Below are 23,504 nucleotides of genomic sequence, written 5' to 3'. Positions count from 1 at the left end.
GTTACTCCTGGTTTTGTAATTGTTTTTTTAAAAATATGACTTTTGTTCTTTCTTGAATGGATAAATTTTTGAAAACTTCTTCTGCGGATTGTTTGTCTGCATCGTTGAGAAGGTTTACCAAAAATTGGGTATCCACTTTTTGTATCCCTTTTTTTTCTAAATAGTCGGCGAGAAATACATTTCTCTTTTTTCCTAAGGATTGTATTAACTCTGAAACCATTTTAGATTGTCGGTTAAATGTATACCGTTTATAACCTACGTAGAACAGAACCCCAAAAATCGCAATCAAAACTAAAGCAAAAATTGAAGGTCGGCTTTGCAGTTTTGGATTAACTTTTTCTGACTCAACAAATCTTTTTGGTTCTGAAAGGATGGTGATTTCGGGGAATATGAGTTTAAGCGTTTTATACTGATTTTCCTTCAGCGAAAAAAAACTGAACTGGTAAGGTTCTATTTGTAGTTTGCCTGGAGATTCTGTTTGGTACCCGAAAAGAAATTTTACTACGGAGTAAAATCCATATTCACCTGAATCTAATTTCCTAAACGTTTTGATTTTATTTTGGGAAATGAAGTTGGCTTTTGAGTTAAGCACTAACATTGGCGAGATCCCTTCGTATCCTCCTTCGCCTTCAATGGTGATTTCATAATAAACTGTTTCCCCTGAGTGGACAATTTTGGGATAATTCGTTAGGTTGAGTTTGAAATTTCCAATGGCACCAGTAAATCCTTTTGGTTTGTTTGGAGGAAGTTCTAGGACTGTAACAGTGGCAGGAGTTGTGTTTACGGTTTCTTGTAAGGAGTTGAAACGCAAACTATCTCCGGATATGAATTTGGTTCTTCCAATTTGGAATCTTCCTGCTTTAATTCCTGTTAGCCCATATATTTCCTTGTCATAAACTAGAGTCTTTTTTAATTGATTATTTCTTAGCACTTCTGGTTCAATTTGTATCGATACTTGTTTGAGTGTTTCTGATAAGAAGTAAGGAAATGAAATAGATTGATTTGGGTCTCTTTCAAGAAATGGCTGTCTGTATCCATTATAATATAGTACATAATATCCGACAATTGGTTCACCTTTGTAAAAAATAGATTTATTAGTATGGAACGATACTTCAGGTGGTTCTGGAGATACCTCTTCTCCCATTTCAAAGGGGAACGGATTGAACCATTGGTTTTGTGATTGTTTAGTTTTTTTGCTGACTTTAAAGGAGATAGGTGGAGAGGTATAAGTTTTGTGATCGTATTCTACAGAAATTTCAGGAAGTGTAAATGATCCTTCTGTTTCTGTGGAAACATAAAAGTTTAATATTTGTGATTTGGATACTTTGAAGTTGATGATTTGTGTTTCTGTACCGCTGCCAGAAAATTGAATACGCACACCTTTTTTTTTGATATTGGTTTGTAGCGCTCTAAAGGCTTTGTCGCCGTGTGCTCTCACCTCTAGTTTTGCATGTTCTCCGAGTGAAAACTCATTAGGGATTAAATTAAATTCTACTTCTGAAGAAATTGCTTTTGTAAATGGAGTGAGATAAATTAGAAACAAAAGAAGAGAAAATTTACCAGAATTTATCATTATCAAAAGACCCGCCCTTTTTGTTCTTTAAAATTGTGTCTCCAGAAAATGGTTCTAAAATTCTTTCTGCGTCTGTCTTATCTTCTTTTGGTTTTTCTTGTTTGTTGTTTTGTGAAGGTTTCTGGTTGGGCTCTTTATGTTCTGGTTTTTGGTTTTGATTTTGTTCTTCTTTTTTTGTAAGGTGTTCTATATTCTTTTTAGCGGCAAGATGATCTGGATTCATTTCTAATGTTTCGGTATATGATTTTAATGCGTTCTTTTTGTCCCCTAATCTAGCATAAATATTGCCAAGGTTGAAATTTGCTTTTGCCTTTAATTCTTTATCCGCTTTCGGGTGAGTTAAAATTTTTTCAGAAAGTTCTTTCGCTTCTTTATATTGCCCTAATTGGTAAGCCGAAGCTGATTCATTGTAGATTAGTTTTGGATCGTCTTTGATGTATTCTTTTGCTTTTTCAAACTCCTTTTGACTTTCGTTATAATTTTTATTATTATAAGATTTTACCCCACGTTCGATAGAGTTGCCGCCTGGGTCGAGTTCCCAAGCTTCTAATCTACCCCAACCAAAAGATATAAGAAGTAGTACAATTAAATAAATTTGTGTTGGTAATTTTTGTATAAAAAAAATAAGAATTCTTTCTAAGAATAAAAAGCAAATGGCTGCAATTATATACGGATGAGCACCATCTTCATTCTTAAAATGTTCAATCATCTGAATTTTATTTTTTTTGATGGATTGGATTGTATCTAAAAGAGCGTATGCTCCCTCTGCTTCGAAAGATACATCATAATAAGTACCATGATTTTGTTCGGCAATTGATTTTAATTTGTCTACATCCATTTTTGAAATCACTAAATTTGGTGTCATTGGTGAATCGGAAATACCTGCATCCATAGTCACATAACCTCCTCTTCCTGTTCCTGGGTCGCGGTATTCAATAAAACTCCCTTCTTGCGTACCGATCCCCCAAACCATCACTTCCCCTTCTATTGTTGGCAGATTTTGGTTCTCGTGATCTTCTCCATCGGAAACAACTATTGTTATTTGTGAGGATATATTGTTATTTTTTTTCCTTATTTTGTTTACTCGTTCGAGTGCTACTGCGAGGTCTGTTCCTTTTGCACCTACCATTTCTACGCCTAATGCTTGAACGTAGTCTGAGACTGCAGTGATATCGGAAGTTAAAGGACAAAACGAAAAGGATTGACCAGCAAAAACAACGATTCCTATTCGATTCCCTTTTAGATTAGGTAGAATTCTTAAAGCTAAGTCTTGAAATCTTTTGAGTCTGCTTGGTTTAACGTCAATTGCATTCATTGATAAACTAACATCGACCACAAACAAAATATCTGCTGATTCGAATTCTTTAATGGAGTCAACTTCTGTAGATTTGGTTTTAAATAGGGAATAAAATGCCAAAAAGAGGGCTAGCAGAAAACAGAAAATCTTTAATATGTATATTTTTGTATTACCTGTATAAATTCTATTTTTTAGGATTTCATGTTTTTCTTTGAAAAGGTTTGCTTTAACATTGATATATAGTTTTCCAGAAAAAACTATAATCCAAATGAGTATAGAAATAAGTGAAACTATTGCTATAAAATTCAGATTCACTATAGTTTCTCCGTGAGTGGAAAAAACATGGTGAGACCAACTATCCCTAGTAAGCTGAAGAAAAAGAATATAGCGGTAGGGAAATGTGTTTCGCGTATTTCCATAGGTTTTGAAGGGAGTTCCACCTTTTCTAACCCATTGATTTCGCTTAGAACTTCTTCCAATACTTCAGGTGATTCGGCTCGAAAAAATTTGCCATTGGTGCTTTGTGAAATTTCCTCCAAGGATTCATAATTTACTTCGTATTGGCTTTGTTCTTTTCCAATTCCTATACTATAAACTTTAATTCCAAATGCCTTGGCAGCTTGTGATGCTGTTTCAGGGTCAAGTTTCCCGGTGTTTGAAACTCCGTCTGTAAGAAGGATAATGATTTTTGATTTTGCTTGGGAATCCTTGAGTCTGTATGTCGATAGTACTAAAGCATCACCAACGGCTGTTCCTTGTTCGGTAATATCTTCATCTGATGCTTCCGTGATTAGTTCTTCTAACGCGTATCTGTCGTTGGATAAAGGAGATTGAAGATAAGCGGCACCTGCAAAGAGAACGATTCCAATTCGGTCATATACTCTTTTTTTTATGAAGTTTCTAAGTAATTCTTTTGAAACTGTAAGTCTATTTTTTGGTAAAAAGTCATAGGAATTTACCATAGAGCCAGAAATGTCTAATGCTATCATGATATCAATCCCATTGGTTATATCGGGTGTTAATTTGTATTTTTTCCCAGGCCCTGCTGCGGCGATAATTAGGAAAATGGCTGCCAAATAGATGATCAATTCTGATAATTTTAAGAGTATAATTTTGGATTTAAGAAATATTTTTGACTTTGGTATTTGAAATCGATCTGACTGGACCAGTAATACTGCTCCCAATGGTTTTTTCTTCCATTGATATATAGCGATTATAAGAAAGGGAACTATAAGTAATAAAAGGTAAGGTCTTTGAAATTCTTCCATAATTACAGCTCAAAATCCTGTTTTATTTTTTCCCAGATAGTTAGCGCTTTTTCTTTGCTAATTTCTGTTAAGTTGTTATCATACTTTGTTTTTCTAAAGTATATTCGCAATTCCCTTAGTATTGAATCTTTTATATGTGTTTTGTCAAATAATTGTGCTAAAAATTCTGAATCTGTTTTGCCGAGTAGATTTTGACCTAATTTTTGTGAATATGTTTCTTTCAGGTACTCACTGATTTTAAAGGCAAATATTTTTTCTAGTATCTGGTCCGATTGTAAATAAGTTTCTATATTATGAAGTCGTCTGGTTTTTTCTTCGAATACGGGTTGTTTCTCCCAAATTGCATCTACAATTGTTTGTTTTGATTTCCAGTAAATATATAGTGCATATAAAAGATAAACATTCACTCCGGTAATTAAAAGAATGATAAATAAACGAAAAAAATAGGGACCTGAAAATGCGATTGGAGGTTCAATGTCTTCGATATCAGGTTCGTTTCCAAGAAGTTGCGATTTGACTACTATGTTTAATTCGGATTTCTTTGGATCATTATTTTTTGTCCAAGAGACAGGGACTCTGAAGTTTCCTGGCTTATAGAATATGATAGATGTTTTTAATTTCGAGTTTTCTTTTGTGGTATTAAATATTTTAAAAGAAGGCATGGTATCATCTTCGTAAAAATCTCCATCTATCACTTCTAAGTTATGTTCATCTTCTTCAGTTAATTCAATTTGATAATGAACTGTATCTCCAACATATATATCATTTTCTAATATAAATTCTTTGGGATGTGCGAAAATAGGTATAGAAGTTAGAAAGAATATTATTAAGTATTTAGCCATTTCTTTTAGCTTTGAATAAGGGTAAAATCTGATTGGAAAGTTTTGAATTTGGATTGATGCGAACAAAGTTTTCTTTAAAAAATGATTTGGCTGCTTTTAAGTCTTTTTCATAAGTATTATCTGAGTTGCGAAAACTAGTTTTTTCTTCTGATATTTTCCCAAATAACTTAAACCAAAATGGAAGTTTTATCATTTCTAATTCGTCTTCAATCCATATCCCGATTGGATCCCAGACTTTAGAAATAATATTGTTTTTTGTATAATTTGAAAATTCAATAAAATCAGAAATCCAATAGCTAACTGCAAATTTTGGGAACAGTTTAAATGCATATTGGAATGCCTCTCCATAATTAGTTCCTTCGCCTTTTTTCAGTTTTGTGATGTTGGTGAAGGTGAAAAAAACTTCTGATTCTGTTTTTAACCATTTACCTGAAGAATTTTTGCCATTTGAGAAGCCAATTAACAATACTCGATTCCCTGATTTTATATGGAACAAAGACAAAAACAAAGCTATCTGGAATGCAGTGTCTTTTTTTAAGCCACTGAGCGAATCACTTATATCATAGAAGATAATTACCGAAGCATCACGTTCTTCGTAATATTCTTTTGTATGTAATTCGCCTGTTCTTGAAGTCACATTCCAGTCGATATAACGTATATCGTCTCCCAAATGGTAGTTCCTTACTTCTTTGAAATCAAGCCCCCTTCCCTTCAGTGACATGGTTAGAAGGCCCTGTCTCGTAGAGGGAAATTTCTTTTTAGATTCCCATTGTAAAACCTGGAGTAAGCGTTTTAGCTCAGGTGATAACATCTAAGGAACTTCCGTTACAGATAGGATTCTTTTAATAATGGAATCTGTGCTGATATCCTCGCTAATTGCTTCAATTGTTAAATGAAGTCTATGTTTTACGATTTCGGAGAAAAATCGTTGGATGTCTTCCGGGATTACAAAATTGCGACCTTCGAGCAATGCGTTAATTCTACTGACTTTCAGTAAAGCAAGACTGGCCCTAGGACTTACTCCATGTTGGATATAGGTTTTTAATTCACTATCGACCGTACTTTCTGGTCTTGTATTTCTTGTCAGGCTTACAATATAGTTTTGTAATTTTGGTTCAATGAAAACTTTGTTTGAAGTTTCTGATATTTTTTGAATGTCTTTCGGATGTATTATTTTTTTGGATTTTTTCTTCGTGTTACCTAAATTGCCATGTTGGTGTAAAATTGTTAATTCATCATCGAATGACGGATAGGTGACTGTCACTTTAAACAAAAAGCGGTCTAGTTGTGCTTCTGGGAGTGGATAGGTTCCTTCCTGATCAATTGGATTTTGTGTGGCTACGACAAAAAATGGTGAGTCAAGGTCAAAGGTTTGGTCTGCTATGGAAACTTGTCTTTCTTCCATACACTGGAGTAATGCAGATTGAACCTTTGCTGGAGCTCTATTGATTTCATCAGCAAGCAAAACATTTGTAAATATTGGCCCTTTCCTTATTTCAAAGGATGATGTTTTAGGATTAAATATATTTGTTCCCGTTAAGTCAGCTGGCAGAAGATCAGGAGTGAATTGTACTCTTGAGAATTTTGCATCCATTATGGATGCTAAATTCTTTGCAACGAGAGTTTTGGCCAAGCCAGGCATCCCTTCGAGTAACACGTGTCCGTTGGCCACTAGGCCAACGATTAGAGATTGGATTACATTGTCCATCCCTGAAATTGATTCGGATAGTTCCGACCGTATTAACTTAACTTGGTCGGAAATTTCTTTGATTTGTTCTTCGTTTATTTGCATTGCGATTGAGTCATTTTTGGCATCGGTTTATCAATCATAAAGTATTCGGTTTTCCCCCCAATGGTCCAACATCCCATTTTTCTCCCTTGAGGTTCGACAGGCCCTTTTCCAAGTTCTCTTCCATCTTCTGAATATTCAGTTGCGTCTTCAGTCGAACGAATGACCATTCTTTTTTTTCCTGAAGGATAGAAGTAAGTATATGGAATACTAGGTTTGTAATTTAGTTTTAAATCTTGGGTTTCTTCATCAATTTTAACAAGCGAAAAGAAAAGTTTTCCTTCACCTAGAATTTTTCCAGTGTTGTCATATACTTTAGCGGATTCCAACATACTTTCGTTTGCCATATTTCCATGATACCCAATCTGTCCATTTTTATAATAGAACTTCCATTCGCCGGTTCTTGTATGTTTTCTTGGGCCTGCTCCAAATAGTTTACCGTCTGCATAGTATTCTTTCCAAATTCCTGTTCTTTCATACTTAATGTCTAAGTTTTCTGAGTTTTCTTTTTTGGAATATGATCCTTCTGCTAGTACGTTACCTTTTGGTCCAAACATTTTCCACAAACCAGAACGAACATCTGATACATATGATCCTTGTGATTCAATAGCCCCATCTTTATAATAGTTAACTTCTTGGCCATTTTTTAGACCATTGGCATAGGAAACTTTTGTTTTAGTTCCATTTCCATCTGCTCCGATGAAATAGTAGATCCATTCACCATCTTCTTCATTATCTTTGAAAGAACCTTTTTCTACCCACTCACCTTTGTTATTCTTTCTATAGTATGGACCATTTTTTTTATCATCTACGTAAGTGGTTTCCGAGGTGACATTGCCTTGTTTATCAAAAGTTTTCGCAACCCCTTCTTTTTTGCCGTCAATCCACGGTGTTTCCGCAAGAAACTTTTGCGGATTTTCTGGATCTGGTTTTTTCCAAATTCCCGTTTTTTTACCATCAATATATTCCCCTACTTGGTCTAGTGTGGATTTATACTTTGGATTTTCTGCAGTTGAACCAGGTTGTTCGAACTGAATATATTCCTCCCAAGAGCCATGTTTTGGGAGTGATTTGATTTTTGCGGGAGCAAATTTAGATACTTGGTCTTCAGAGCATCGGGCACCGCCACATTCTGCTTTAACTTCTCCGATGGCTCGAAGTCCTCCCGAATTTTTGAAACGTTCTGTTCGTATCCATTTACCTTTGGTAAATTTTAGTTCGAATTCTTGGTCGCCTGACCCGTCTTTTATGGAGGCACCTGAACATTGGATTGCCAGTATTGAGATAACTAAGTAGAGAAGTTTTGGTTTCATGTTTCTATCCTATCAAAGAGATGCGCGCGTTTCAATTTATTTACTGATAATAATTCACTCGCAATCGCTATTTTTCCTCCGGTTAACTTATCAGAGAAAAAACGTGGAGGCAGTATATGAAAGGCTCCTTCCCCTTTTACATATAAAATTTCCTTATCGAGTGAAGTTAATTCACATTCTAAAAATACTTTCCTTTTTGCTTTTTTAATTGGCCAAGCCCTAATGAGTAATTCTTTTTCTACCGGTGTTGCTTTGTGGAATTTGAAGCTCATAGTATCTGTCATAACTATATAACCCAAATGAAAACAGAGTCCTCCCATTGCTTCATCTAATACAGTAGAAAGTATTCCTCCATGTACGAAGCCAGGTGCTCCATTATACATTTTTTTGAAATTATATGTAAAATTGACCTCTCCCGTTTCATCGTGGAAAGTGAAGTCCGCTACGAGTCCTAACGGGTTTTCTTTTCCACACCCAAAACATGTATCATGATGGATTTCGTAGCCATGTCGGGAAGGATTTTCTATAGGCTGATTCATTTATTGTCCTTAGTATTTAGTTTTCTAAAAAATCGATGATAACATTGGCAACTTCTTTCGGGGAATCCATATGTAAATGGTGCCCTCCCGGAAGAATTACTTCTGTTAGGTGTTTTACTGCGTCTTTTCGGTGTTTGTATTTTTCGGCTATCGGGAAACCGGATTTATCACCTAATATTAGCAATGTTTTGCAATCTATGCGACTGCAAAAGGATACAATCTGCTCTTCTGTATATCTGAAAAATGAGTTGTAATGAAGTCTTAAATCCCTTCTTGGTTTTAATCCCTTGGGGGTTTTTTCAATACCTCGTTCCATTAAAATTTCTGCTGATTCTTTCTTCATATCACCAGCTCTCATGCGTACACCGACAGCAGATTCCATATCCGGGAAGAAAGTCTCTTTTTTGCCTCTGGGGTGTAGGATTTGTTTGATCGCCTCTGTAAGTATATCTGGTGCTGATTCCGAAAGATTTGTAAGAGGTCCTAATGATTCGATTAATATCAGTTTTTTGATTTTTAATAGGTTTGTACCGGCAACTAACGTTGAAACGGCGGCTCCCATTGAATGTGCCATTAGGATAAAATCTTCTAAACCAAGGGCTTGAGCAATTGATACAACCTCAAGCGCATATTCAGCAAAATAATATAGGGTATTTTCGGGTTTATGGCTCGATTTACCATGTCCAGGAAAATCGATAGATATGAACCGGTAATTAGGAAAGTAATTTGCTAATGGTGCAAAACTGTTTGCATTGTCCAACCAACCGTGAAATGCAAGGATAGGAATTCCTTGTGGATTCCCCCACTCAATCCCCTCAATAGAGTGAAATTTTGTGTGAATAGAAATTGGTAGCATATACCTAAGGCTTTTTGATTCCTCCCCATTGTAAACATTTATCTTTTGGATTTAAGCTTGATTCTTTTTCCCTTTCTTTATGAAATTTGTTCATGAATCGTTATCTTTTTCTAGTTCTATTCTTAGTATTCGGATTCCCGCTTTTTGCTGAATCTAAACAAAAATCTATATGTATCAGTTTATCTGATTGTGAAACAAAAGCAAACGCAACTACGATCCATCGAAAGAAAATCACCTACTTAACTTTTGGACTCACGGAATATTCTAAGGAAGTTCCGGCGGAGAAACTAATCCCCTTATATTTAAAACGAGTTAGGTCTACTATTTTGGAAGCAAATGGTGATACAGGTTATCAAGGAGAAATAGTTTTGAAAGTAAGTCATAAACCCGAATATAAAAAGTCTCAATTTATAAAAGCGGAAGAAGACCTTAGATTTCTTGAGTCCAACCAGAACTATCTTTCGAAGGATCAATCCTTGGAACTTTCAGAATTACAAACTCTATTTAGCGAATCAAAATGAAGAAAACTCTATTTGTATTTCTTTTTTTGTTTTACTCCTGTGCACAATTTTCTCGTGAAGATCAATTTAGGGAAGAATGTGAAAAGGTTAGAAATCGAAGTTATATTTTTATGTTACCGATTCTTCAAAGACATACTGCCGATGGAAATACAGAATTAAATTCTGCTGTTTGGATAGGTAATGCAGAACTTGCTTATAAAAAGTGTATTTCCGAGGCTGAGAAAAACCGTTACAATTTACGATCGAACTGAAAGTTCATCCATTTCTTCTTGGATCAGTCTTGATCCAGCGCGGAATGTTAAGTAACTCCAAACCCAACTGAGGAGTGTGCTCACTTTGTTTTTGAATCCAACTTGGTAAACAAGATGCACAAAAAGCCAACCAAACCATCCAAAAATTCCCTTTAATCTAATTTTGCCAAATTCCGCAACTGCATCGGTTCTTCCAATGGTCGCCATATTCCCTTTATCAAAGTAATGAAACGGAGTTAATGGTCTATTTTTTTCTATTGAATCGATTGTTTTGGCAACGTATCTTCCTTGTTGCATCGCAACGGGAGAAACGCCGGGTAATGGTTTTGACAGTCCCTTCCCATAATTTGCTGCATCACCTATCACAAAAACTTCCGGATATTCGGTGGTTCGACAAAATTCGTCCACGATAATTCTGTTCGCCTTATCCTTGTTAAGTGGCAAGTTCTTGGCTAATTCCGAACCTTCAACACCTGCTGCCCAAATCACAGTTTTTGATTCTATGGTTCTATCTTTTAGAACAACGCCTGTGTCAGTAATGTCGAGTACGGGGGAACTGGTAAGTACTTCTACTCCCCTTCTCTCTAGTTTTTCCTGGGTAAAGGCACTGGATTTTTCACTAAAAGCAGCAAGTAACCTAGGTCCTGCTTCGATGAGTGTAACTTTTGTCATACCAGAGTCGATATTTCTAAAGTCTTTACGGATGATATTATGAGAAAGTTCGGCAATGGAACCTGCAAGTTCTACACCAGTTGGTCCTCCGCCTATGATTACATAATGCATAAAACTTTTTGCTTTTTCATAATTACCAATTAGTTCGGCTTGTTCGAATGAAAGTAGAATCCTTCTTCTGATAGATAAAGCATCTTTTAAGTTTTTTAAACCTAAGGTTTTTTCTTTCCAGCTATTGTTTCCAAAATAACTAGTTCTCGCGCCAGTTGCTAAGACAAGATAGTCATAGGATTCGGAGTTGTTTTGGAATTCTACTTTGCGATTATTGAAATCAATTGCTGTGACATCACCTAAAAGTATTTTTACATTTTTATATTTTGTTGTTATGGATCGAGACGGTATAGCAATGTCAGCAGGTGAAAGTACTGCCGTAGCCACTTGATATAAAAGTGGTTGAAATAGGTGATGGTTTTTTTTATCCACAACGGTAATTTCGAATCGTTTATTATTTGCAAGAGTTTTGATTACTTGTAATCCGGCAAACCCAGCTCCAATAACTAAGATTTTTTTCTTTACTTGAGACATTTTATTTCTCCTAAAAAATTTAAAAAACCTAAAGAACAATCTTCTACAAGATCTTGCACCTTTTTAAATGCGACTTCATTCTCATAGTAAGGATCAGGTACAATTGGTGCACCTGCATCACTTCTAAATTTACCAAATAGAAGTATTTTATCCTGAATATTTTTCTCATTAGTTAGACTACTTACAGCCTGGAAATTGTTTTCATCCATAACTAACAAATAATCAAAATAGGTTAAATCTGCTTTCGTTAACTTCCTTGACCTATGAGTTAAACTTATTCCTCTGTTCTCTGCCTCTTTTCTAGTTCTTGGATCCGCTAACTCACCATCGTGGTAACCTGAAGTGCCACACGAATCTATTTCGAATAAGTGATCTAACTTAGTTTTGATTACTAAGTTTTTGAATGCTCCTTCAGCAGCAGGAGAACGACAAATATTGCCTAAACAGATAAATAAAACTCTGATTTTTTCTTTCATTTAATTGAGATAGTATATATATTTTTTGCCTTCATCTTTGAGCCATTTCTCTGCAATTTTGTAATTGGGGTTTTGTGATTCTACAATTTTCCAAAATTTTGAGGAGTGGTTGTGTTCGATCGTATGTGCGATTTCATGCAGGATGATATATTCAATAATATAGTCGGGACAATGTACTAAACTTAAATTTAAAGATATTTGGTTTTTTGAATTACAACTACCCCAAAGAGATCGCATTGCTTTTATTGAAATTTTTGTTACTTTTGTATTTAAAGCGGTAGAGGTTTTTTCGATTATTGGTAAAATTTTTTCTAAAAGAATTTCTTTTAATAGCTTTTTGCATTTCCGAATTTTTGATCCTGAATTATCGCCATTTGGGATTTGAATGGTTTTGCCAAGATAAGAATACTTCTTTTCTGAACTTAATGATATTGTTGTTAGAATTCCGAATATATGAATTTTTTCGCCATCTTCAAATTTCAATTTTTGTGGAATGTCTTTTGGAAGTTGTTTTAATTTGGCTAAAATCCAGTCCTTCTTTTCAAACAAAAACTCTTCCAATTGTTTTTTGGGAACTCGGGCAGGATGTTTTAAAACAACTCTACCATTCTGATATACTACTAGTGAGATGTTTCTCCCTTTGGTAGTTTTTCTTTCGATTGTTAAATCTATCATTATGTTTATGAAAGTATTAGTTATCTGTTTTCTGGTAATCTTTTTCGTTAGTATCTAGTTTTTGATTCCAATCTAATTTATTTAGAACGCCAATTTCGATTGAGTAATCTTTTATGTTTATATGCGATTTAAATCCGCTTACTAAATTGGATGCAATATCTTCTGAGGTAAGCCCTCCTTGCGAGGTGAATCTTCCTTCTGAAAAAAATCTTCTATGGTTGATACGTAAATAACTTAGCCAATGATTATTCATTTTGTAACCAACCTCGACTTTAGATGTCCAACCTAAGCCATAATTTTCTGAGAAAAAATTGATGGATCTTTGTACATGGAAATCTCGTGTTTTGATTCGTCCGAAAGATGGCATTAAACTTATATCGAGGTAGAAATCACCTTGGGAATGACGGTAACCGCCACCACCAAAAAACTCCCAAAGGTCATTGGAGAAACTCAGGCCTAGTCCAATTGGTCCGTAAAAAACCGGATTCGATTCTATAAATTGATTCACGTCATAAAAATAATATTTAAAATATGAATACCTAGCACCAGCTGATAGAAAAAAACCAGAGCCATCAGCCCAATAATTCGGATTTGCACTTTGAAAGTAATATCTACCGAAGAACTCTGCTTTATTCTCTGAGACTGTTGATTTCCCTTTACCATCAGCAAAGTTCCTGCTACCCGCATAAACAGTTGCTGAGTCTCTATAACTCCATTCACGTGTTGCGATATTAGTAGTATTTTCTGTGGAGACGGAACCAAGGAAAAAATCTTCGTCACGAGCTTGTCCTGACTTTTGATACCATCCTGTAGTTTTGAGTGCTCCACTAATTTCCCATCGATCTTTAGTTACGATTCCTTGGATTCCAAATAGAGTAAATTCTCTTGGAAAAGAAATTCGTGACCCTCCGCGAATCCCTGATAAATTTGGGTACTTATTTCCTGTCTCGAAAATGTATTCTCCGCCTGATTTTTCGAGAGTTGGCCCCCAGATAATTTCAGCGGAAACGGAACTAACGCTTAACAATAAAAATAAAATGGCAAAATGAAATTTTTTAGGCACCAACTTACGATCTATTTGACCCTAAAGTTGTAAATTCCTAAATTTTGCCCGAAGGATATGGTTGGTTATGGCTTCTTGTTTTTTGAAACGGTCTTCGTTCTCTCTTAAGGGTGAAATGATTTCACCCCTAAGAGACATAATTAAATTGACAGTCCGGATAGGCTCACTCACCATCTAGTAGGTTATGGGCAAAACAGATTCTATATTTACAGAAGAGGAAGCAGCCAAATTTGTTGGGATGAACACTAGCGAGTTTTCAGAAAAAGCAGCAAACCTGAAAATACCTGGATGGAAATCTAAAGAATTTAAGCAGTCGATTCTGCTGAAATATTTTGAACCTAGGCAAAGTGATGGTTTTGATAGCCATGTGATTGCGGTATCAAACCAAAAGGGGGGGGAGGGGAAAACGACGATTAGTTTGTATCTTGCTGAGGCCCTTGCTGAAAACCATAAAGTTTTGTTGATTGATTGGGATCCTCAGGCAAATGCGACTCAATTATTTTTGAAAGATGATGTACCTTCGGTAATGGATTATTTGGGATACCGAGGGAAAAAAGCAAAAAATATAGAACCGGCAATCAAATCGATTGGTGAAAATTTTGACTTGTTACCTTCAACTTTGGAGCTGGCAAATTTAACCACGCCCTATGAAAGGGATGATTTTGAATTGTTAAATGAAGCAATTCTACCTTTACGTTCGCGATACGAGTATATCATTATTGATTGCCCACCTTCTCTAGGCCTTATTTTGGAAAATGCATTAATATGTGCTGATTACATACTTGTTCCCATTCAAACCAGAGCTTTTAGTTTACAAGGGATTAGAGATCTATATGAAACATTTCAGAAAATCCAGAAAAAAGCTAACCAGAGGTTGAAGTTATTAGGAGCTGTTTTAAATCAATACGAAGGTCAGAAAGCACTTGCTGGTCTTGCTGAAGGCGTGAAAAAATATTTTCCTGTATTTGAAACGGTCATCCAACGGAGAGAATCCATTCCTCAAGCCCAAGCAAAAATGTCTTTTCTTGCTAAAATTGACTTAGCAACAATGAAAAATTTTCGTGAACTTGCTTCCGAGGTTAAAAGTAAAATAGATGTCCAAAAAAACTGAATTCCAAGCTTTAGATTTAATCTCTGCGTATTCGGAAAAGAAAAAGAATCCTTCGCATTTAGAGCTGAGTCAAATTTTTCCTAACCCAACTCAACCTCGTCTCATCGGTCGAGAAGACACGACGGACTTGTTGCCTTCGATGGAAAGGTTAGGTTTAATCGAACCAATCCTGGTCAGGAAAGATAAAGGTAAATATTTAATTGTTGCTGGGGAACGCCGATATCGTGCTGCCATCAAGTTAGGATGGAAAGAAATTCCTGCGATTATCACCGAAGCAAATGAAGATGTCTGTTATGAGATGTCACTTGCGGAAAATGAAAAGAGAAAGAATCTAAATCCTTGGGAAGTTGGCAAAGCAATTCAGTTCCTTCGTAAAGAAAAAAGAAAAACAGCAGAAGAAGTCTCTGAATTGTTGGGTTACAGCGGACGGTATGTAAAGCAACTTAGCAGTATTGCAAGACTGGACCAAAAATCTGTAATGGAGCTGATAATTAGTGGCAAACCACTTTCAGTGAAGAATCTTGAAGAATTACTTAAACGTAAAGAAAACAGAGGGGGTGAAACGATTTCACCCCGACCAGGATCTGCTTCGACCCGTGTCAGTATCAATTTAAGTAAACTTAGCGGGAAAGTGCGAGATAACTTTTTAAAAGATTTGAGTATACTTAAAAAGAAGTACGGAATCAACGAGTAGGAAAAAATGAAATCAAATTTAAAACTGAAAACGATAGACGACATTGAAAGAGAGTTGTCTATTATTGTTGTTTGTGAAAAAAAACAAAAGGCAGACATTACGTTAAGTCAAGTATATGACTTTTTGGCCGAGTCAATTGAATTATCTATCCAAAAAGTTGGATCGACAACCAAAAGAAATACTATCAATAAAATATTAGGAAAATATAAGTTTGCAAAACTGCTTTCAAAAGGTAGTTACACTAAGGCAAACCAAATTCCAGGTTTCCCGCTTAAAGATTTGGGTGATGCGGAATCAGCACTGCTAAGATTAAAAACATCGTTAACTGCTTTTAAATTACATTCTGGTCCTTTTGCAGACCATTCAGTATTTGGTGAATTAGATAAAAAACAGTGGGAACGCATTCATGGAATTCTTGCTGCTTTTTTGTTTGGATATATTCAATTATACGGTGATGAAAAACTACGGTTTGCCAAAGATAGAGAGCAGAAAAAAGAAAGAGCTTTTTCTGATAAAAAACAAAACAATCATCAACAGAAGAAAAAAGATGATAGAGATCCAAAACCTAGTGGTCATAATAGTCGCAAATGGAAAAATAAAAAGAAACCACATAACAAAGGAAATAAAAACCAAGGTGGAGGGGGTGGTCTTAGATGAAAATATCCTTAGTAGCTGGAAGCCATAGAAAGAATTCACAAACATTTAAAGTAGGTAAATTCCTAGCCGAGATATTAAAAACAAAAGGTATTGAAACTAGTCTTTATGATTTAGGTGGAAATCCTCTTCCATTATGGGATCCATCAATGTGGGAAAAGGATTCAGAAATTAAAAAATTTTGGTTAGAATATAGTTCAGGGTTTAGTAGTGCTGACGCATATATATTCCTTTCTCCAGAATATGCAGGAATGGCAAGTCCTGCTTTAAAGAACTTTTTTCTTTACCTAAGCGGTGGTGATATCTCGCATAAACCTGGACTCATTATTACAGTTTCCAGTGGAATGGGTGGTAGTTATCCGAATGCTGAGCTACGAATGTCTAGTTATAAAAACACTCGTATTGTTTACCTACCTGATCATGTAATTGTTCGGCATGTGGAATCTGTTTTGAATTCTGAAAATCCAGAAAGTAAAGATGATGAATATATTAGATCCAGGCTAACCTATACTTTGAATGTATTGGTAGAATATGCAAAAGCATTTGCTACCGTTCGTCAGAGTGGTGTAATCGATATAAAGACTTACCCTTTTGGATTGTAAATGCTATGATGATTGGGATACCGACGTTTAGAACTAATGTGACAATATAACCTATTACCGGACCGCCAAAAGTATAAGGATCCACGCTGTGCATCATGTGGATGATAAACGGGTGTAATAAAAATATAAATAGGCTATTGTTTCCTATAAATGAAATCCAATCTGAAATCTTTCTATTGAATTTGGGCAATAATTCCCAAATTCCAAAAAAGATAAATATGGGGTATATTAGGTGATGGTTTTTGAAATCTACAAAATATCCAAAACTAAATAGGATTAAAAAAAAGAAAAATAATATGGCAAAGGTTCCGAATATAAGAGACTTTTCTCTATTTTGGTTAGCTTTTTCTTCATTGGAAAGTCCGATATAGATTCCTAAGATAAAGAAAAAAATATAATTCAAAATTGATATAGCATGATACTCTTTAGGTAGAATTGAGTCAAAAAAGCCTAAGTTAGAAGATAAATTTAATAAAAAAGAAATAAGTAGTAATGACTTCGAAAACAACTTATTAGAGAGTAGTTTATCAAAAAGATAAAACAATAAATAAAACTGAATTAATAAAGGGACAAAATAGAAGGGTGCGAACACTTTCCCTAAGAAATAAAATTGGATAAATTCTAATGCATTGTAATGGTTATATTTTACTAAATATCCAAAACCTGAGGCAAGTGTGTATGGTAAAACGAGGTTCTTTAGTTTTGAAATCCAATAACCATCTTTTTTTCTTAAAAATATAGCAGATGTTAGTATAAACAAAGGGACTGAAAATCGAGAGAGGTTGGAAAAAAATAGTGTCGTTCTGATCACAATTTGATCGGCAGGATGAAAAAATTGGAAATATGAATGGATATGGATTAGGACGATTCCAACCATCGCGAATCCCCTCAAGACATCGAACCGATTTTCTCTGCCTTGTCTGGCTCCCAGTGGGTGCGGGATGGAGTAGGGGATTTGAAAGACCAAAAGACTCAAAGCTGCCAGTCCCGTTAGTATGATCCCTAGTAATTCCCATTCCATAATTGCTATCTCCTTTACGGCATTTTCTTTTCAGATTTCCTGGTGCAAAGGAAAATGAATTCAGATTTTAGGCAAAATAGCCAAAAATAGATATAGGAGCCACGAATCAATGAGCAAACTCAACATTCCGCCAAATCAGAGAATCTTCAAAGAAGGGGAACTGAATAATGCGATGTACATCATCCTCCAAGGAAACGTTGAGATATTTTTTACGGTGAATAATAGCCAAACAAGATTGGCTCTCATGAAACCTGGAGATTTTTTTGGCGAAATGGCTTTGTTTAGTTCAAACCCAAGAAGTGCTACTGCAAGAACGATAACAAATTGTGAAGTGGCAGTTATTGAAAGCAAACAACAGTTAGAAAACTTTCTGGTAAAGAACCCAAAATTTGCTGCAAAGATGGTTTCGATTATGGCAGATCGTTTAGCTAGGACAAACGAACTTCTCATTAGTAGTATGGAAAAATCAGTAGCTAAGAAGATTGAATTTAGCAACGAAGTTGGCAAGGAACATCAAATAGCGATTAGTGATGTTCAAGATGTGGAATGACTATCCGTAGATTGTCGGTAAATTCTTTTTAATTAATGTAATTTCTAAAATAGGTGCATAACTTAAAAGGTTTTTGATATTTACAATTTGTCCTTCTGCCATTAAGAATTCTTTGAGAATTTCTAATGTTTCTTCTGGGGGAAGTGTGGATATACTAGGGTATTCTGGATGCCCCACTAAGTTAAATTCATCTGCAAGTTTCGGATCTTCTAACTGATTGTCTTCAAGGTTTAATAAATCTTTCCAGTTCATAATTTTAATTAAGCTAAGAGATTTTGGTATTCTTCTCTATGCTCCTCAAATTTGATTTTAAAACTATCCTGCATATCTCGAAATTCCTTTTCTGAAGAGATTTCAAAATATTCCAAAACTTCTGGTTCTACTGTGAAGTAATTTCCTTTGCCTCGACCAATGTTGGCTAAAATATCAGCTAGGTAAATGATCTGACATAGAATATTATTTCTAGTTTTGCATTGCCAAGGTTTGTGATGATAACGTATTACATCTAATATCTCCTCAGGGAAATTCCACTTTTCAGCCATCAAATGACCGATTTCGGAATGTGTAGTGCCTAAGGTATATTCTTCTACCCATTCTGAAATTTCATTATTGTCATCACTTCTAAGAACTCTAATTTGATTCACTTGGCTTAAATCCAGGGAAAGAAGTACCATCCTACCTAGATCATGAAGTAGGGCAGTAATAATAGCAGGTTCTAATAACTTTAAATGTTTTTTGCGATCTTCTATCAGAAACCTCGCATACATAGATGTTTTGAAAGAATGTGTCCATACTAATACTTGTTTCGCATAACGAGAGTTAAGTATTTTTTTCGCACCTAATGTTAAAAAAATAGATTCAAGATTTTTGAGACCAATTCTTTTCACTCCTTCTAAAACAGAAATAATTGGAGTATGTGCTCCAAATAGAGGAGAATTTGCTATTTTTAAAATTTCAACAGTAATGGCTGGATCTTTTTCTACTTGTGCTGCAATTTCATGCCAATCGACATCTTTTTTCTTTGCGATAAGAATTAGTTTTTGGATCTGAGATGGAAGGGGAGGTAGGGTATTCACTTCACGGACAAGTAGATTTTTTATATTAGTCTGATTTTCCTTTGGTATAAGTTGTTTTGGAATTCGAATGATGACTTCTGTGTATTCATCTGTAGTCATTAACTGAAAAAACTGGTTCGATATACCTGAATTTCTGAGTAAGATATGAATGAGCACAATTCCAAGTCCAGAGCTCTCTTCATTGTCAACTGACTCGCGATAGGCGTCGTTTATGTTTTTGTATTTTTTGGACGCCTCAACTCTTTTTATAATTCTATTTTTTTCTTCGGGCAAAATTTTAGCATTATTTCTGACTCTAAATTCTATATAATCTTCTTTATAAATGGTGCTTAACGATATCTTGTAATTGGAATGATCCAGTGCTAAAAAGACTCTTTTGCGATTATGGCCAAATTCATCCTTGTACATAGGAATTCCTCTGGCATAATCATTTTCATCCCAGAGATTTAGTCCTTGTTCTTTAAAAAAAACACGTTTCCCGTTGGCCTTACAACCGTTTACCAGGAGCTCACTTAGGATGGTAAAAAGTATTTCATGTAGGAATTCTAAGGAAATACTACGAACCACTCTTCCAATCCAAACATCTAGTTCTGGACAGTCGATTTCCGAAAAGTGGACATATTCCTTGGAAATCAGCTTTCCGGAAAGGAAGTCCTCTTGGAAGGTAATGAGCGGAGGAATCGACATGATAAACCTGTTTTGAACCTTGTTTCTCTTTTTGAAAACAGAAAATTTTATTTTGAAATTTGGGTCAGGAATCCGATAATGTAGACTATGGAACTCTTAAAAAAATCCCTTTCGATTACCCTTGTGTTATTTGTAGCAGTTGTCTCTATCTCTGCACAGGACACCAAACCACAAGCCACCCCAACAGATGTGAACCAAGAGAATCACGATGCGAAAGAGGGACAAGATAAAGAGTTATTTGAATACTATTATAAAACCCGCCCAGAAAATTTGCCACCTAATAAAGCGAAATTGGAATATAACTTAATCAAGACGCTAAAAAAAGAAATTATGAGCCGGGACTATTCTAAGGAATCATCAGAAGCAATTAAAAAAATTGATGCTACGAATATTCAATACGAAAGGGTTTACAGAGAGAGTAAATGGCTTCGCGGTTTTATGACTCAGAACACTCATCTAAATTATTCAGAATTTATGTATGTTGTAAAACATGATAAATATATGTGTTTCGTAAGTTTTGATGTTAATCCTGAGAATTATTTACAACAATCTCGTCAGTCTCATTTAGTTTTTGCCGCGAAGGATAGGTTTGAGATAGTAATCCCAAAACCCTAACAATAAAAGTAAAACCGACTAATACGAGTAAATAGATAAATCCATATTGAAAGTATCTTTCTAAGTTTTCCAAAAGGGGGAGTGGTTCTTCATTCCCCTTAATTCTAGAAATTGCCGTTTGTTTCCCAAAAATTCTAATTTCCTTTTTATAAACCTGAATCGTATCACCTAACCTTAGCTTTTTGTAAATAGAGTAGGGGATTCTCTCTGTAATTTCATGGAGTGAGCCGTTGCTTAGTCCGAAACTATAATGACATTGGTAAGCAATTGGGAATTGGTTTTTGACACGTGAGAGTTCTTGTACAATTGCAAAACTTCTATTCTTTTCCTCGTTTAAGTTTGCAGTTTCTGTTTTTAAGTTTTGATTTTCGAAATGGACTAGCGAATAGAATAGAGATACAACAATAAAAGATAAAAAAACCGCATTAGTGATCCAGACGGATACTCGAGGAGACATCTATGGCTTAGATGACTCCTCAAATGATTTTAGTGCTTCTTCGCGATCTGGATAGAATTGAAATGCATTGGAAAGACCAAGTAAATGAAACACTTGTAAGATGGAACTTGTTACACCAACTAAAGCCATTTCCTTGTTTCTTTTTTGCAAATTCATTTTTACATCCAATATCATACGAATTCCTAAACTGGAAATGTATCTAAGTTCAGAAAAATCTAAAATGAGATGTTTTCTGTCGGTCCCAACCATTTCATCGAGGATTGTTTGTGTAATACGGTCAAGTGGACCTGATTCCATACGACCTTTAATTTGGACGATGACAGTTCCATTGATACGTTTCTGTTCTATTTCGTATGGTAAGTCTTGCATGGATTCCCCTCTCTTTAGCGGAACAATTACAGATAATTTCTCTGGCGATAATCGAATCGTCGCCTTGGCGTAAGGTGGAAACGGATAATGTCTCTCCGTGAGAGAATCAACTGCGAGTCCACCATTCATTTCAGAAATAACTTCCACTTGATCTAAAGCCCTAAAATCTGCCAAGGAAAACTCTGTTTCTCGGGACTTCACTCGTATTTCTCGGGAATAAACATGGAAAAATGGCTCATGTTTGGAGAATGGCGAGAATTTTTTGGGAAAACATGAACTGATCCAACCTGTTGATCCCGCCCCTGTGTAAACTAGTAATCCGGAACATTTTTGTTCCTCTTTTTGTCCTTGGTAGGAAATCCAAAACCTGGATGTGAGATCTGGGCTATTGTTTCGGATAGAAAGTTCACAAATAGCTGGCACGGTTTTCAGTTTTGTTCCATTCGGATATAGGATTTCCGTATCTAAAAGTGACCAGGACTCCATTTGAGTTTGATTGAAGTTATTTTTTACGGCAATTTTTAGTTCCTCTGCGGTAAACCCAAGTAAGGCTCCCACGGAAGAATGTGGATCCGAATTACATCCAATTAAAGGTGTATTTCCTGCTAAATGTGCAACATAAGTAAAATGGTTATCACCACCATGAGCCACTATTAAATCGTATTTCGTTCCGTTTTCTGGATCAAAGTTTTCACGAAACACAAAGTCAGCTTCGGGAAAAACTTGGGCTTTTAAAAAATTTCGAGACTCTAATTGCCTCTCATGTGATTCCAAAGTTCTTTCAAAGACTTCTGGATTTTGGCGTGCAACTTCCTTGTAAGCCTGAATGGAGCCGTAAGTTTCCAAATCTAATTCGTATTTGGTACGTTTGAAGACCACTACGACCTTTTTATACTTGGTGGAAGGCATGAGTTTTGGAAGAAATTCCCATTTTCCTTAGGGAAATAAAGGTTTTTTTAAAAAAACTTCGAATTTCTTAGGAAATTTGGAGAAAAATTGTATCCAAAATCAATTTAGTCTTGTACCAAATCATGTAGTTTTATAAATAATGTGTAACCGTTAAATGGTTTAGAGGAAAATCAAAGTATGGCAACAACTCCTACCCCAATGAAGAAGTCCGAAATGCTCAGTGAACTAGCTGAAATAACTGGTATGACCAAAAAGAACGTAGCTGCGTTCCTAGACTCCTTTGTTGAACTCGCCTATAAAGAAACTAAGAAAAACGGAGCATTTGTGATTCCTGGTTTAGGAAAACTTGTTAAACGCAATCGTCCAAAACGCAAAGGAAGAAACCCTGCTACTGGGGAAGCGATTGTAATTCCTGCTAAGACTGTTGTTAAATTCACACTATCAAAAACTTGCAAAGACGCAGTTGTGCCTCCAAAGAAATAATTTAGTTTGTGAACCCAGGAGGATGACCGCCTGGGCATCTTATGGATAAAAAACCTTATCCTTTTTTACCTTTCGAAGATTCTCTCGTCGGAGAGAAGATTCTTCTCGTTTGGCAAGAAAACCATCATTCAGAAAAAAATCTAAAAGAACATTTGCTAAAAGCATTGGATCTGAGCGAAGACCAGGTTGTTTTTACACCAAATGCCATTAAACAAAAGTTAATGGTCTCATATCCTACTGAGATTCGTAAATTAATCGAAGAGAAAAAATTTTCTCAGATAACAGACTTATTATTAACAATTGCTAAAGGTAAGTCCGAACAATATCCTACTCCTGCCCTAGACATTACATTCGAGTTATTGGAATGGATTTTAACAGGGTTTGATTTGGATGATGTCATTGCAGAAACCTTATCTGCATTATTCGGAACTTCCTTTACCAATCCCTTTGTAGACCAAGTGCGCGCTGAATACATCAAAGAACTCAGAGGTTGAAGATTTTTTGGATGGTTTGGTTATTTTAATTGTCAAATATTGAACTTGGTTCAAATTCTGGA

Annotated in this window: 27 protein-coding genes; 10 read left to right on the top strand and 17 right to left on the bottom strand. The window is 35.4% G+C overall.

The window, feature by feature from the left end; all coding sequences use genetic code 11:
* Position 1: 1 nt before the first annotated feature.
* The 9 genes from EHQ31_RS08175 to EHQ31_RS08135 are packed head-to-tail and all read right to left on the bottom strand — an operon-like array spanning position 2 to position 9,477.
* Positions 2 to 1,573 carry a BatD family protein gene (locus tag EHQ31_RS08175; protein ID WP_135568363.1) on the bottom strand — a complete coding sequence of 524 codons (1,572 nt, stop codon included), beginning with the start codon at positions 1,571 to 1,573 and terminating at the stop codon, positions 2 to 4.
* Positions 1,557 to 3,188 carry a VWA domain-containing protein BatB gene (gene batB, locus EHQ31_RS08170; protein ID WP_135568362.1) on the bottom strand — a complete coding sequence of 544 codons (1,632 nt, stop codon included), beginning with the start codon at positions 3,186 to 3,188 and terminating at the stop codon, positions 1,557 to 1,559. Before batB ends, EHQ31_RS08175 begins: the two co-directional genes overlap by 17 nt.
* Positions 3,185 to 4,138 carry a VWA domain-containing protein BatA gene (gene batA / locus EHQ31_RS08165; protein ID WP_135568361.1) on the bottom strand — a complete coding sequence of 318 codons (954 nt, stop codon included), beginning with the start codon at positions 4,136 to 4,138 and terminating at the stop codon, positions 3,185 to 3,187. The genes batB and batA overlap by 4 nt, the downstream gene beginning before the upstream one ends.
* A 2-nt stretch (positions 4,139 to 4,140) precedes the next feature.
* Positions 4,141 to 4,980 carry an LB_053 family protein gene (locus EHQ31_RS08160; protein ID WP_135568360.1) on the bottom strand — a complete coding sequence of 280 codons (840 nt, stop codon included), beginning with the start codon at positions 4,978 to 4,980 and terminating at the stop codon, positions 4,141 to 4,143.
* Positions 4,973 to 5,791 carry a DUF58 domain-containing protein gene (locus EHQ31_RS08155; RefSeq protein WP_135568359.1) on the bottom strand — a complete coding sequence of 273 codons (819 nt, stop codon included), beginning with the start codon at positions 5,789 to 5,791 and terminating at the stop codon, positions 4,973 to 4,975. Before EHQ31_RS08155 ends, EHQ31_RS08160 begins: the two co-directional genes overlap by 8 nt.
* Positions 5,792 to 6,772 carry an AAA family ATPase gene (locus EHQ31_RS08150; protein WP_135568358.1) on the bottom strand — a complete coding sequence of 327 codons (981 nt, stop codon included), beginning with the start codon at positions 6,770 to 6,772 and terminating at the stop codon, positions 5,792 to 5,794.
* Entirely contained in the window at positions 6,763 to 8,082 is a 1,320-nt protein-coding gene (locus EHQ31_RS08145) for an LIC20035 family adhesin (RefSeq protein WP_135568357.1), read from the bottom strand. The genes EHQ31_RS08150 and EHQ31_RS08145 overlap by 10 nt, the downstream gene beginning before the upstream one ends.
* On the bottom strand, positions 8,079 to 8,621 hold the full coding sequence (locus EHQ31_RS08140; protein WP_135568356.1) for a PaaI family thioesterase: 543 nt from the start codon (positions 8,619 to 8,621) through the stop codon (positions 8,079 to 8,081). Before EHQ31_RS08140 ends, EHQ31_RS08145 begins: the two co-directional genes overlap by 4 nt.
* A 16-nt stretch (positions 8,622 to 8,637) precedes the next feature.
* Positions 8,638 to 9,477 carry an alpha/beta fold hydrolase gene (locus EHQ31_RS08135; RefSeq protein WP_135568355.1) on the bottom strand — a complete coding sequence of 280 codons (840 nt, stop codon included), beginning with the start codon at positions 9,475 to 9,477 and terminating at the stop codon, positions 8,638 to 8,640.
* A 92-nt stretch (positions 9,478 to 9,569) separates the two neighbouring features.
* Between EHQ31_RS08135 and EHQ31_RS08130 the strand changes: the two genes are divergently transcribed.
* Both EHQ31_RS08130 and EHQ31_RS08125 read left to right on the top strand, forming a co-directional pair.
* Positions 9,570 to 9,998, top strand: coding sequence for a hypothetical protein (locus EHQ31_RS08130; RefSeq protein WP_135568354.1), 429 nt, complete (start codon positions 9,570 to 9,572; stop codon positions 9,996 to 9,998).
* Positions 9,995 to 10,249, top strand: coding sequence for a hypothetical protein (locus EHQ31_RS08125; RefSeq protein ID WP_135568353.1), 255 nt, complete (start codon positions 9,995 to 9,997; stop codon positions 10,247 to 10,249). The genes EHQ31_RS08130 and EHQ31_RS08125 overlap by 4 nt, the downstream gene beginning before the upstream one ends.
* On the opposite strand, the gene EHQ31_RS08120 is transcribed toward EHQ31_RS08125, so the two are convergent.
* Genes EHQ31_RS08120 through EHQ31_RS08105 form a run of 4 tightly spaced genes read right to left on the bottom strand, consistent with a single transcriptional unit; the run spans position 10,235 to position 13,723 of the window.
* Positions 10,235 to 11,506: an NAD(P)/FAD-dependent oxidoreductase gene (locus EHQ31_RS08120; RefSeq protein ID WP_135568352.1), complete on the bottom strand. Its 1,272-nt coding sequence runs from the start codon at positions 11,504 to 11,506 to the stop codon at positions 10,235 to 10,237. The genes EHQ31_RS08125 and EHQ31_RS08120 overlap by 15 nt on opposite strands.
* Positions 11,494 to 11,982 carry a low molecular weight protein-tyrosine-phosphatase gene (locus EHQ31_RS08115; RefSeq protein WP_135568351.1) on the bottom strand — a complete coding sequence of 163 codons (489 nt, stop codon included), beginning with the start codon at positions 11,980 to 11,982 and terminating at the stop codon, positions 11,494 to 11,496. The genes EHQ31_RS08120 and EHQ31_RS08115 overlap by 13 nt, the downstream gene beginning before the upstream one ends.
* Complete coding sequence (locus EHQ31_RS08110; protein ID WP_135568350.1) at positions 11,983 to 12,657, bottom strand: M48 family metallopeptidase; 675 nt, start codon at positions 12,655 to 12,657, stop codon at positions 11,983 to 11,985.
* Positions 12,658 to 12,673: 16 nt separating this feature from the next.
* Positions 12,674 to 13,723, bottom strand: a complete 1,050-nt coding sequence (locus tag EHQ31_RS08105) for a putative porin (RefSeq protein ID WP_208652750.1) — start codon at positions 13,721 to 13,723, stop codon at positions 12,674 to 12,676.
* 181 nt (positions 13,724 to 13,904) lie between these two features.
* Here EHQ31_RS08105 and EHQ31_RS08100 point away from each other — a divergent pair, with 181 nt between their 5' ends.
* From EHQ31_RS08100 to EHQ31_RS08085, 4 genes are read left to right on the top strand one after another with little or no spacing between them, the layout of a single operon-like run.
* On the top strand, positions 13,905 to 14,831 hold the full coding sequence (locus EHQ31_RS08100; RefSeq protein ID WP_135568348.1) for a ParA family protein: 927 nt from the start codon (positions 13,905 to 13,907) through the stop codon (positions 14,829 to 14,831).
* Positions 14,815 to 15,525, top strand: coding sequence for a ParB/RepB/Spo0J family partition protein (locus EHQ31_RS08095; RefSeq protein WP_135568347.1), 711 nt, complete (start codon positions 14,815 to 14,817; stop codon positions 15,523 to 15,525). The genes EHQ31_RS08100 and EHQ31_RS08095 overlap by 17 nt, the downstream gene beginning before the upstream one ends.
* 6 nt (positions 15,526 to 15,531) lie before the next feature.
* Positions 15,532 to 16,182, top strand: coding sequence for a DUF1569 domain-containing protein (locus tag EHQ31_RS08090; RefSeq protein ID WP_135568346.1), 651 nt, complete (start codon positions 15,532 to 15,534; stop codon positions 16,180 to 16,182).
* A complete protein-coding gene (locus tag EHQ31_RS08085) occupies positions 16,179 to 16,781 on the top strand; it encodes an NADPH-dependent FMN reductase (protein WP_135568345.1) in 603 nt (200 codons plus the stop codon). Before EHQ31_RS08090 ends, EHQ31_RS08085 begins: the two co-directional genes overlap by 4 nt.
* Here the strand turns inward: EHQ31_RS08085 and EHQ31_RS08080 are convergent.
* Positions 16,726 to 17,802 (bottom strand): acyltransferase family protein, encoded by a 1,077-nt coding sequence (locus tag EHQ31_RS08080; protein WP_135568344.1) that lies wholly within the window; start codon positions 17,800 to 17,802, stop codon positions 16,726 to 16,728. The genes EHQ31_RS08085 and EHQ31_RS08080 overlap by 56 nt on opposite strands.
* A gap of 109 nt (positions 17,803 to 17,911) precedes the next feature.
* On the opposite strand from EHQ31_RS08080, the gene EHQ31_RS08075 reads away from it, so the two are divergent.
* Positions 17,912 to 18,352 (top strand): Crp/Fnr family transcriptional regulator, encoded by a 441-nt coding sequence (locus tag EHQ31_RS08075; RefSeq protein WP_135568343.1) that lies wholly within the window; start codon positions 17,912 to 17,914, stop codon positions 18,350 to 18,352.
* Here EHQ31_RS08075 and EHQ31_RS08070 read toward each other — a convergent pair whose 3' ends face one another.
* Both EHQ31_RS08070 and EHQ31_RS08065 read right to left on the bottom strand, forming a co-directional pair.
* The gene (locus tag EHQ31_RS08070; protein ID WP_135568342.1) at positions 18,353 to 18,604 is read right to left on the bottom strand and encodes a hypothetical protein; all 252 of its coding nucleotides are present in this window, start codon (positions 18,602 to 18,604) and stop codon (positions 18,353 to 18,355) included. It abuts the gene before it with no gap.
* 8 nt (positions 18,605 to 18,612) lie between these two features.
* Positions 18,613 to 20,115 (bottom strand): HDOD domain-containing protein, encoded by a 1,503-nt coding sequence (locus tag EHQ31_RS08065; RefSeq protein ID WP_135568341.1) that lies wholly within the window; start codon positions 20,113 to 20,115, stop codon positions 18,613 to 18,615.
* Between the two features lie 87 nt (positions 20,116 to 20,202).
* On the opposite strand from EHQ31_RS08065, the gene EHQ31_RS08060 reads away from it, so the two are divergent.
* Positions 20,203 to 20,730, top strand: coding sequence for a hypothetical protein (locus EHQ31_RS08060; RefSeq protein ID WP_135568340.1), 528 nt, complete (start codon positions 20,203 to 20,205; stop codon positions 20,728 to 20,730).
* A gap of 457 nt (positions 20,731 to 21,187) precedes the next feature.
* Here EHQ31_RS08060 and EHQ31_RS08050 read toward each other — a convergent pair whose 3' ends face one another.
* Positions 21,188 to 22,465 (bottom strand): STAS domain-containing protein, encoded by a 1,278-nt coding sequence (locus tag EHQ31_RS08050; RefSeq protein ID WP_135568338.1) that lies wholly within the window; start codon positions 22,463 to 22,465, stop codon positions 21,188 to 21,190.
* 177 nt (positions 22,466 to 22,642) lie between these two features.
* Between EHQ31_RS08050 and EHQ31_RS08045 the strand changes: the two genes are divergently transcribed.
* Positions 22,643 to 22,948, top strand: a complete 306-nt coding sequence (locus EHQ31_RS08045; protein ID WP_135568337.1) for an HU family DNA-binding protein — start codon at positions 22,643 to 22,645, stop codon at positions 22,946 to 22,948.
* A gap of 41 nt (positions 22,949 to 22,989) precedes the next feature.
* A complete protein-coding gene (locus tag EHQ31_RS08040; protein WP_135568336.1) occupies positions 22,990 to 23,442 on the top strand; it encodes a VanZ family protein in 453 nt (150 codons plus the stop codon).
* The last annotated feature ends 62 nt before the right edge of the window (positions 23,443 to 23,504 follow it).

The organism is Leptospira montravelensis, assembly GCF_004770045.1.
Lineage (GTDB): Bacteria > Spirochaetota > Leptospiria > Leptospirales > Leptospiraceae > Leptospira_A > Leptospira_A montravelensis.
This window is presented reverse-complemented; position numbering and strand designations above follow the sequence as displayed.

What these genes read in the sequence shown, in the direction of transcription:
- EHQ31_RS08175 (WP_135568363.1), bottom strand. Translation starts at nt 1,573, where the DNA reads ATGATAAATTCTGGTAAATTTTCTCTTCTTTTGTTTCTAATTTATCTC.
- EHQ31_RS08155 (WP_135568359.1), bottom strand. Translation starts at nt 5,791, where the DNA reads ATGTTATCACCTGAGCTAAAACGCTTACTCCAGGTTTTACAATGGGAA.
- EHQ31_RS08100 (WP_135568348.1), top strand. Translation starts at nt 13,905, where the DNA reads ATGGGCAAAACAGATTCTATATTTACAGAAGAGGAAGCAGCCAAATTT.
- EHQ31_RS08130 (WP_135568354.1), top strand. Translation starts at nt 9,570, where the DNA reads ATGAATCGTTATCTTTTTCTAGTTCTATTCTTAGTATTCGGATTCCCG.
- EHQ31_RS08060 (WP_135568340.1), top strand. Translation starts at nt 20,203, where the DNA reads ATGGAACTCTTAAAAAAATCCCTTTCGATTACCCTTGTGTTATTTGTA.
- batA (WP_135568361.1), bottom strand. Translation starts at nt 4,138, where the DNA reads ATGGAAGAATTTCAAAGACCTTACCTTTTATTACTTATAGTTCCCTTT.
- EHQ31_RS08135 (WP_135568355.1), bottom strand. Translation starts at nt 9,477, where the DNA reads ATGCTACCAATTTCTATTCACACAAAATTTCACTCTATTGAGGGGATT.
- EHQ31_RS08045 (WP_135568337.1), top strand. Translation starts at nt 22,643, where the DNA reads ATGGCAACAACTCCTACCCCAATGAAGAAGTCCGAAATGCTCAGTGAA.
- EHQ31_RS08120 (WP_135568352.1), bottom strand. Translation starts at nt 11,506, where the DNA reads ATGTCTCAAGTAAAGAAAAAAATCTTAGTTATTGGAGCTGGGTTTGCC.
- EHQ31_RS08160 (WP_135568360.1), bottom strand. Translation starts at nt 4,980, where the DNA reads ATGGCTAAATACTTAATAATATTCTTTCTAACTTCTATACCTATTTTC.
- EHQ31_RS08145 (WP_135568357.1), bottom strand. Translation starts at nt 8,082, where the DNA reads ATGAAACCAAAACTTCTCTACTTAGTTATCTCAATACTGGCAATCCAA.
- EHQ31_RS08050 (WP_135568338.1), bottom strand. Translation starts at nt 22,465, where the DNA reads ATGCCTTCCACCAAGTATAAAAAGGTCGTAGTGGTCTTCAAACGTACC.
- EHQ31_RS08080 (WP_135568344.1), bottom strand. Translation starts at nt 17,802, where the DNA reads ATGGAATGGGAATTACTAGGGATCATACTAACGGGACTGGCAGCTTTG.
- EHQ31_RS08125 (WP_135568353.1), top strand. Translation starts at nt 9,995, where the DNA reads ATGAAGAAAACTCTATTTGTATTTCTTTTTTTGTTTTACTCCTGTGCA.
- EHQ31_RS08065 (WP_135568341.1), bottom strand. Translation starts at nt 20,115, where the DNA reads ATGTCGATTCCTCCGCTCATTACCTTCCAAGAGGACTTCCTTTCCGGA.
- EHQ31_RS08040 (WP_135568336.1), top strand. Translation starts at nt 22,990, where the DNA reads ATGGATAAAAAACCTTATCCTTTTTTACCTTTCGAAGATTCTCTCGTC.
- EHQ31_RS08090 (WP_135568346.1), top strand. Translation starts at nt 15,532, where the DNA reads ATGAAATCAAATTTAAAACTGAAAACGATAGACGACATTGAAAGAGAG.
- EHQ31_RS08150 (WP_135568358.1), bottom strand. Translation starts at nt 6,772, where the DNA reads ATGCAAATAAACGAAGAACAAATCAAAGAAATTTCCGACCAAGTTAAG.
- EHQ31_RS08095 (WP_135568347.1), top strand. Translation starts at nt 14,815, where the DNA reads ATGTCCAAAAAAACTGAATTCCAAGCTTTAGATTTAATCTCTGCGTAT.
- EHQ31_RS08140 (WP_135568356.1), bottom strand. Translation starts at nt 8,621, where the DNA reads ATGAATCAGCCTATAGAAAATCCTTCCCGACATGGCTACGAAATCCAT.
- EHQ31_RS08110 (WP_135568350.1), bottom strand. Translation starts at nt 12,657, where the DNA reads ATGATAGATTTAACAATCGAAAGAAAAACTACCAAAGGGAGAAACATC.
- EHQ31_RS08085 (WP_135568345.1), top strand. Translation starts at nt 16,179, where the DNA reads ATGAAAATATCCTTAGTAGCTGGAAGCCATAGAAAGAATTCACAAACA.
- EHQ31_RS08070 (WP_135568342.1), bottom strand. Translation starts at nt 18,604, where the DNA reads ATGAACTGGAAAGATTTATTAAACCTTGAAGACAATCAGTTAGAAGAT.
- EHQ31_RS08115 (WP_135568351.1), bottom strand. Translation starts at nt 11,982, where the DNA reads ATGAAAGAAAAAATCAGAGTTTTATTTATCTGTTTAGGCAATATTTGT.
- EHQ31_RS08075 (WP_135568343.1), top strand. Translation starts at nt 17,912, where the DNA reads ATGAGCAAACTCAACATTCCGCCAAATCAGAGAATCTTCAAAGAAGGG.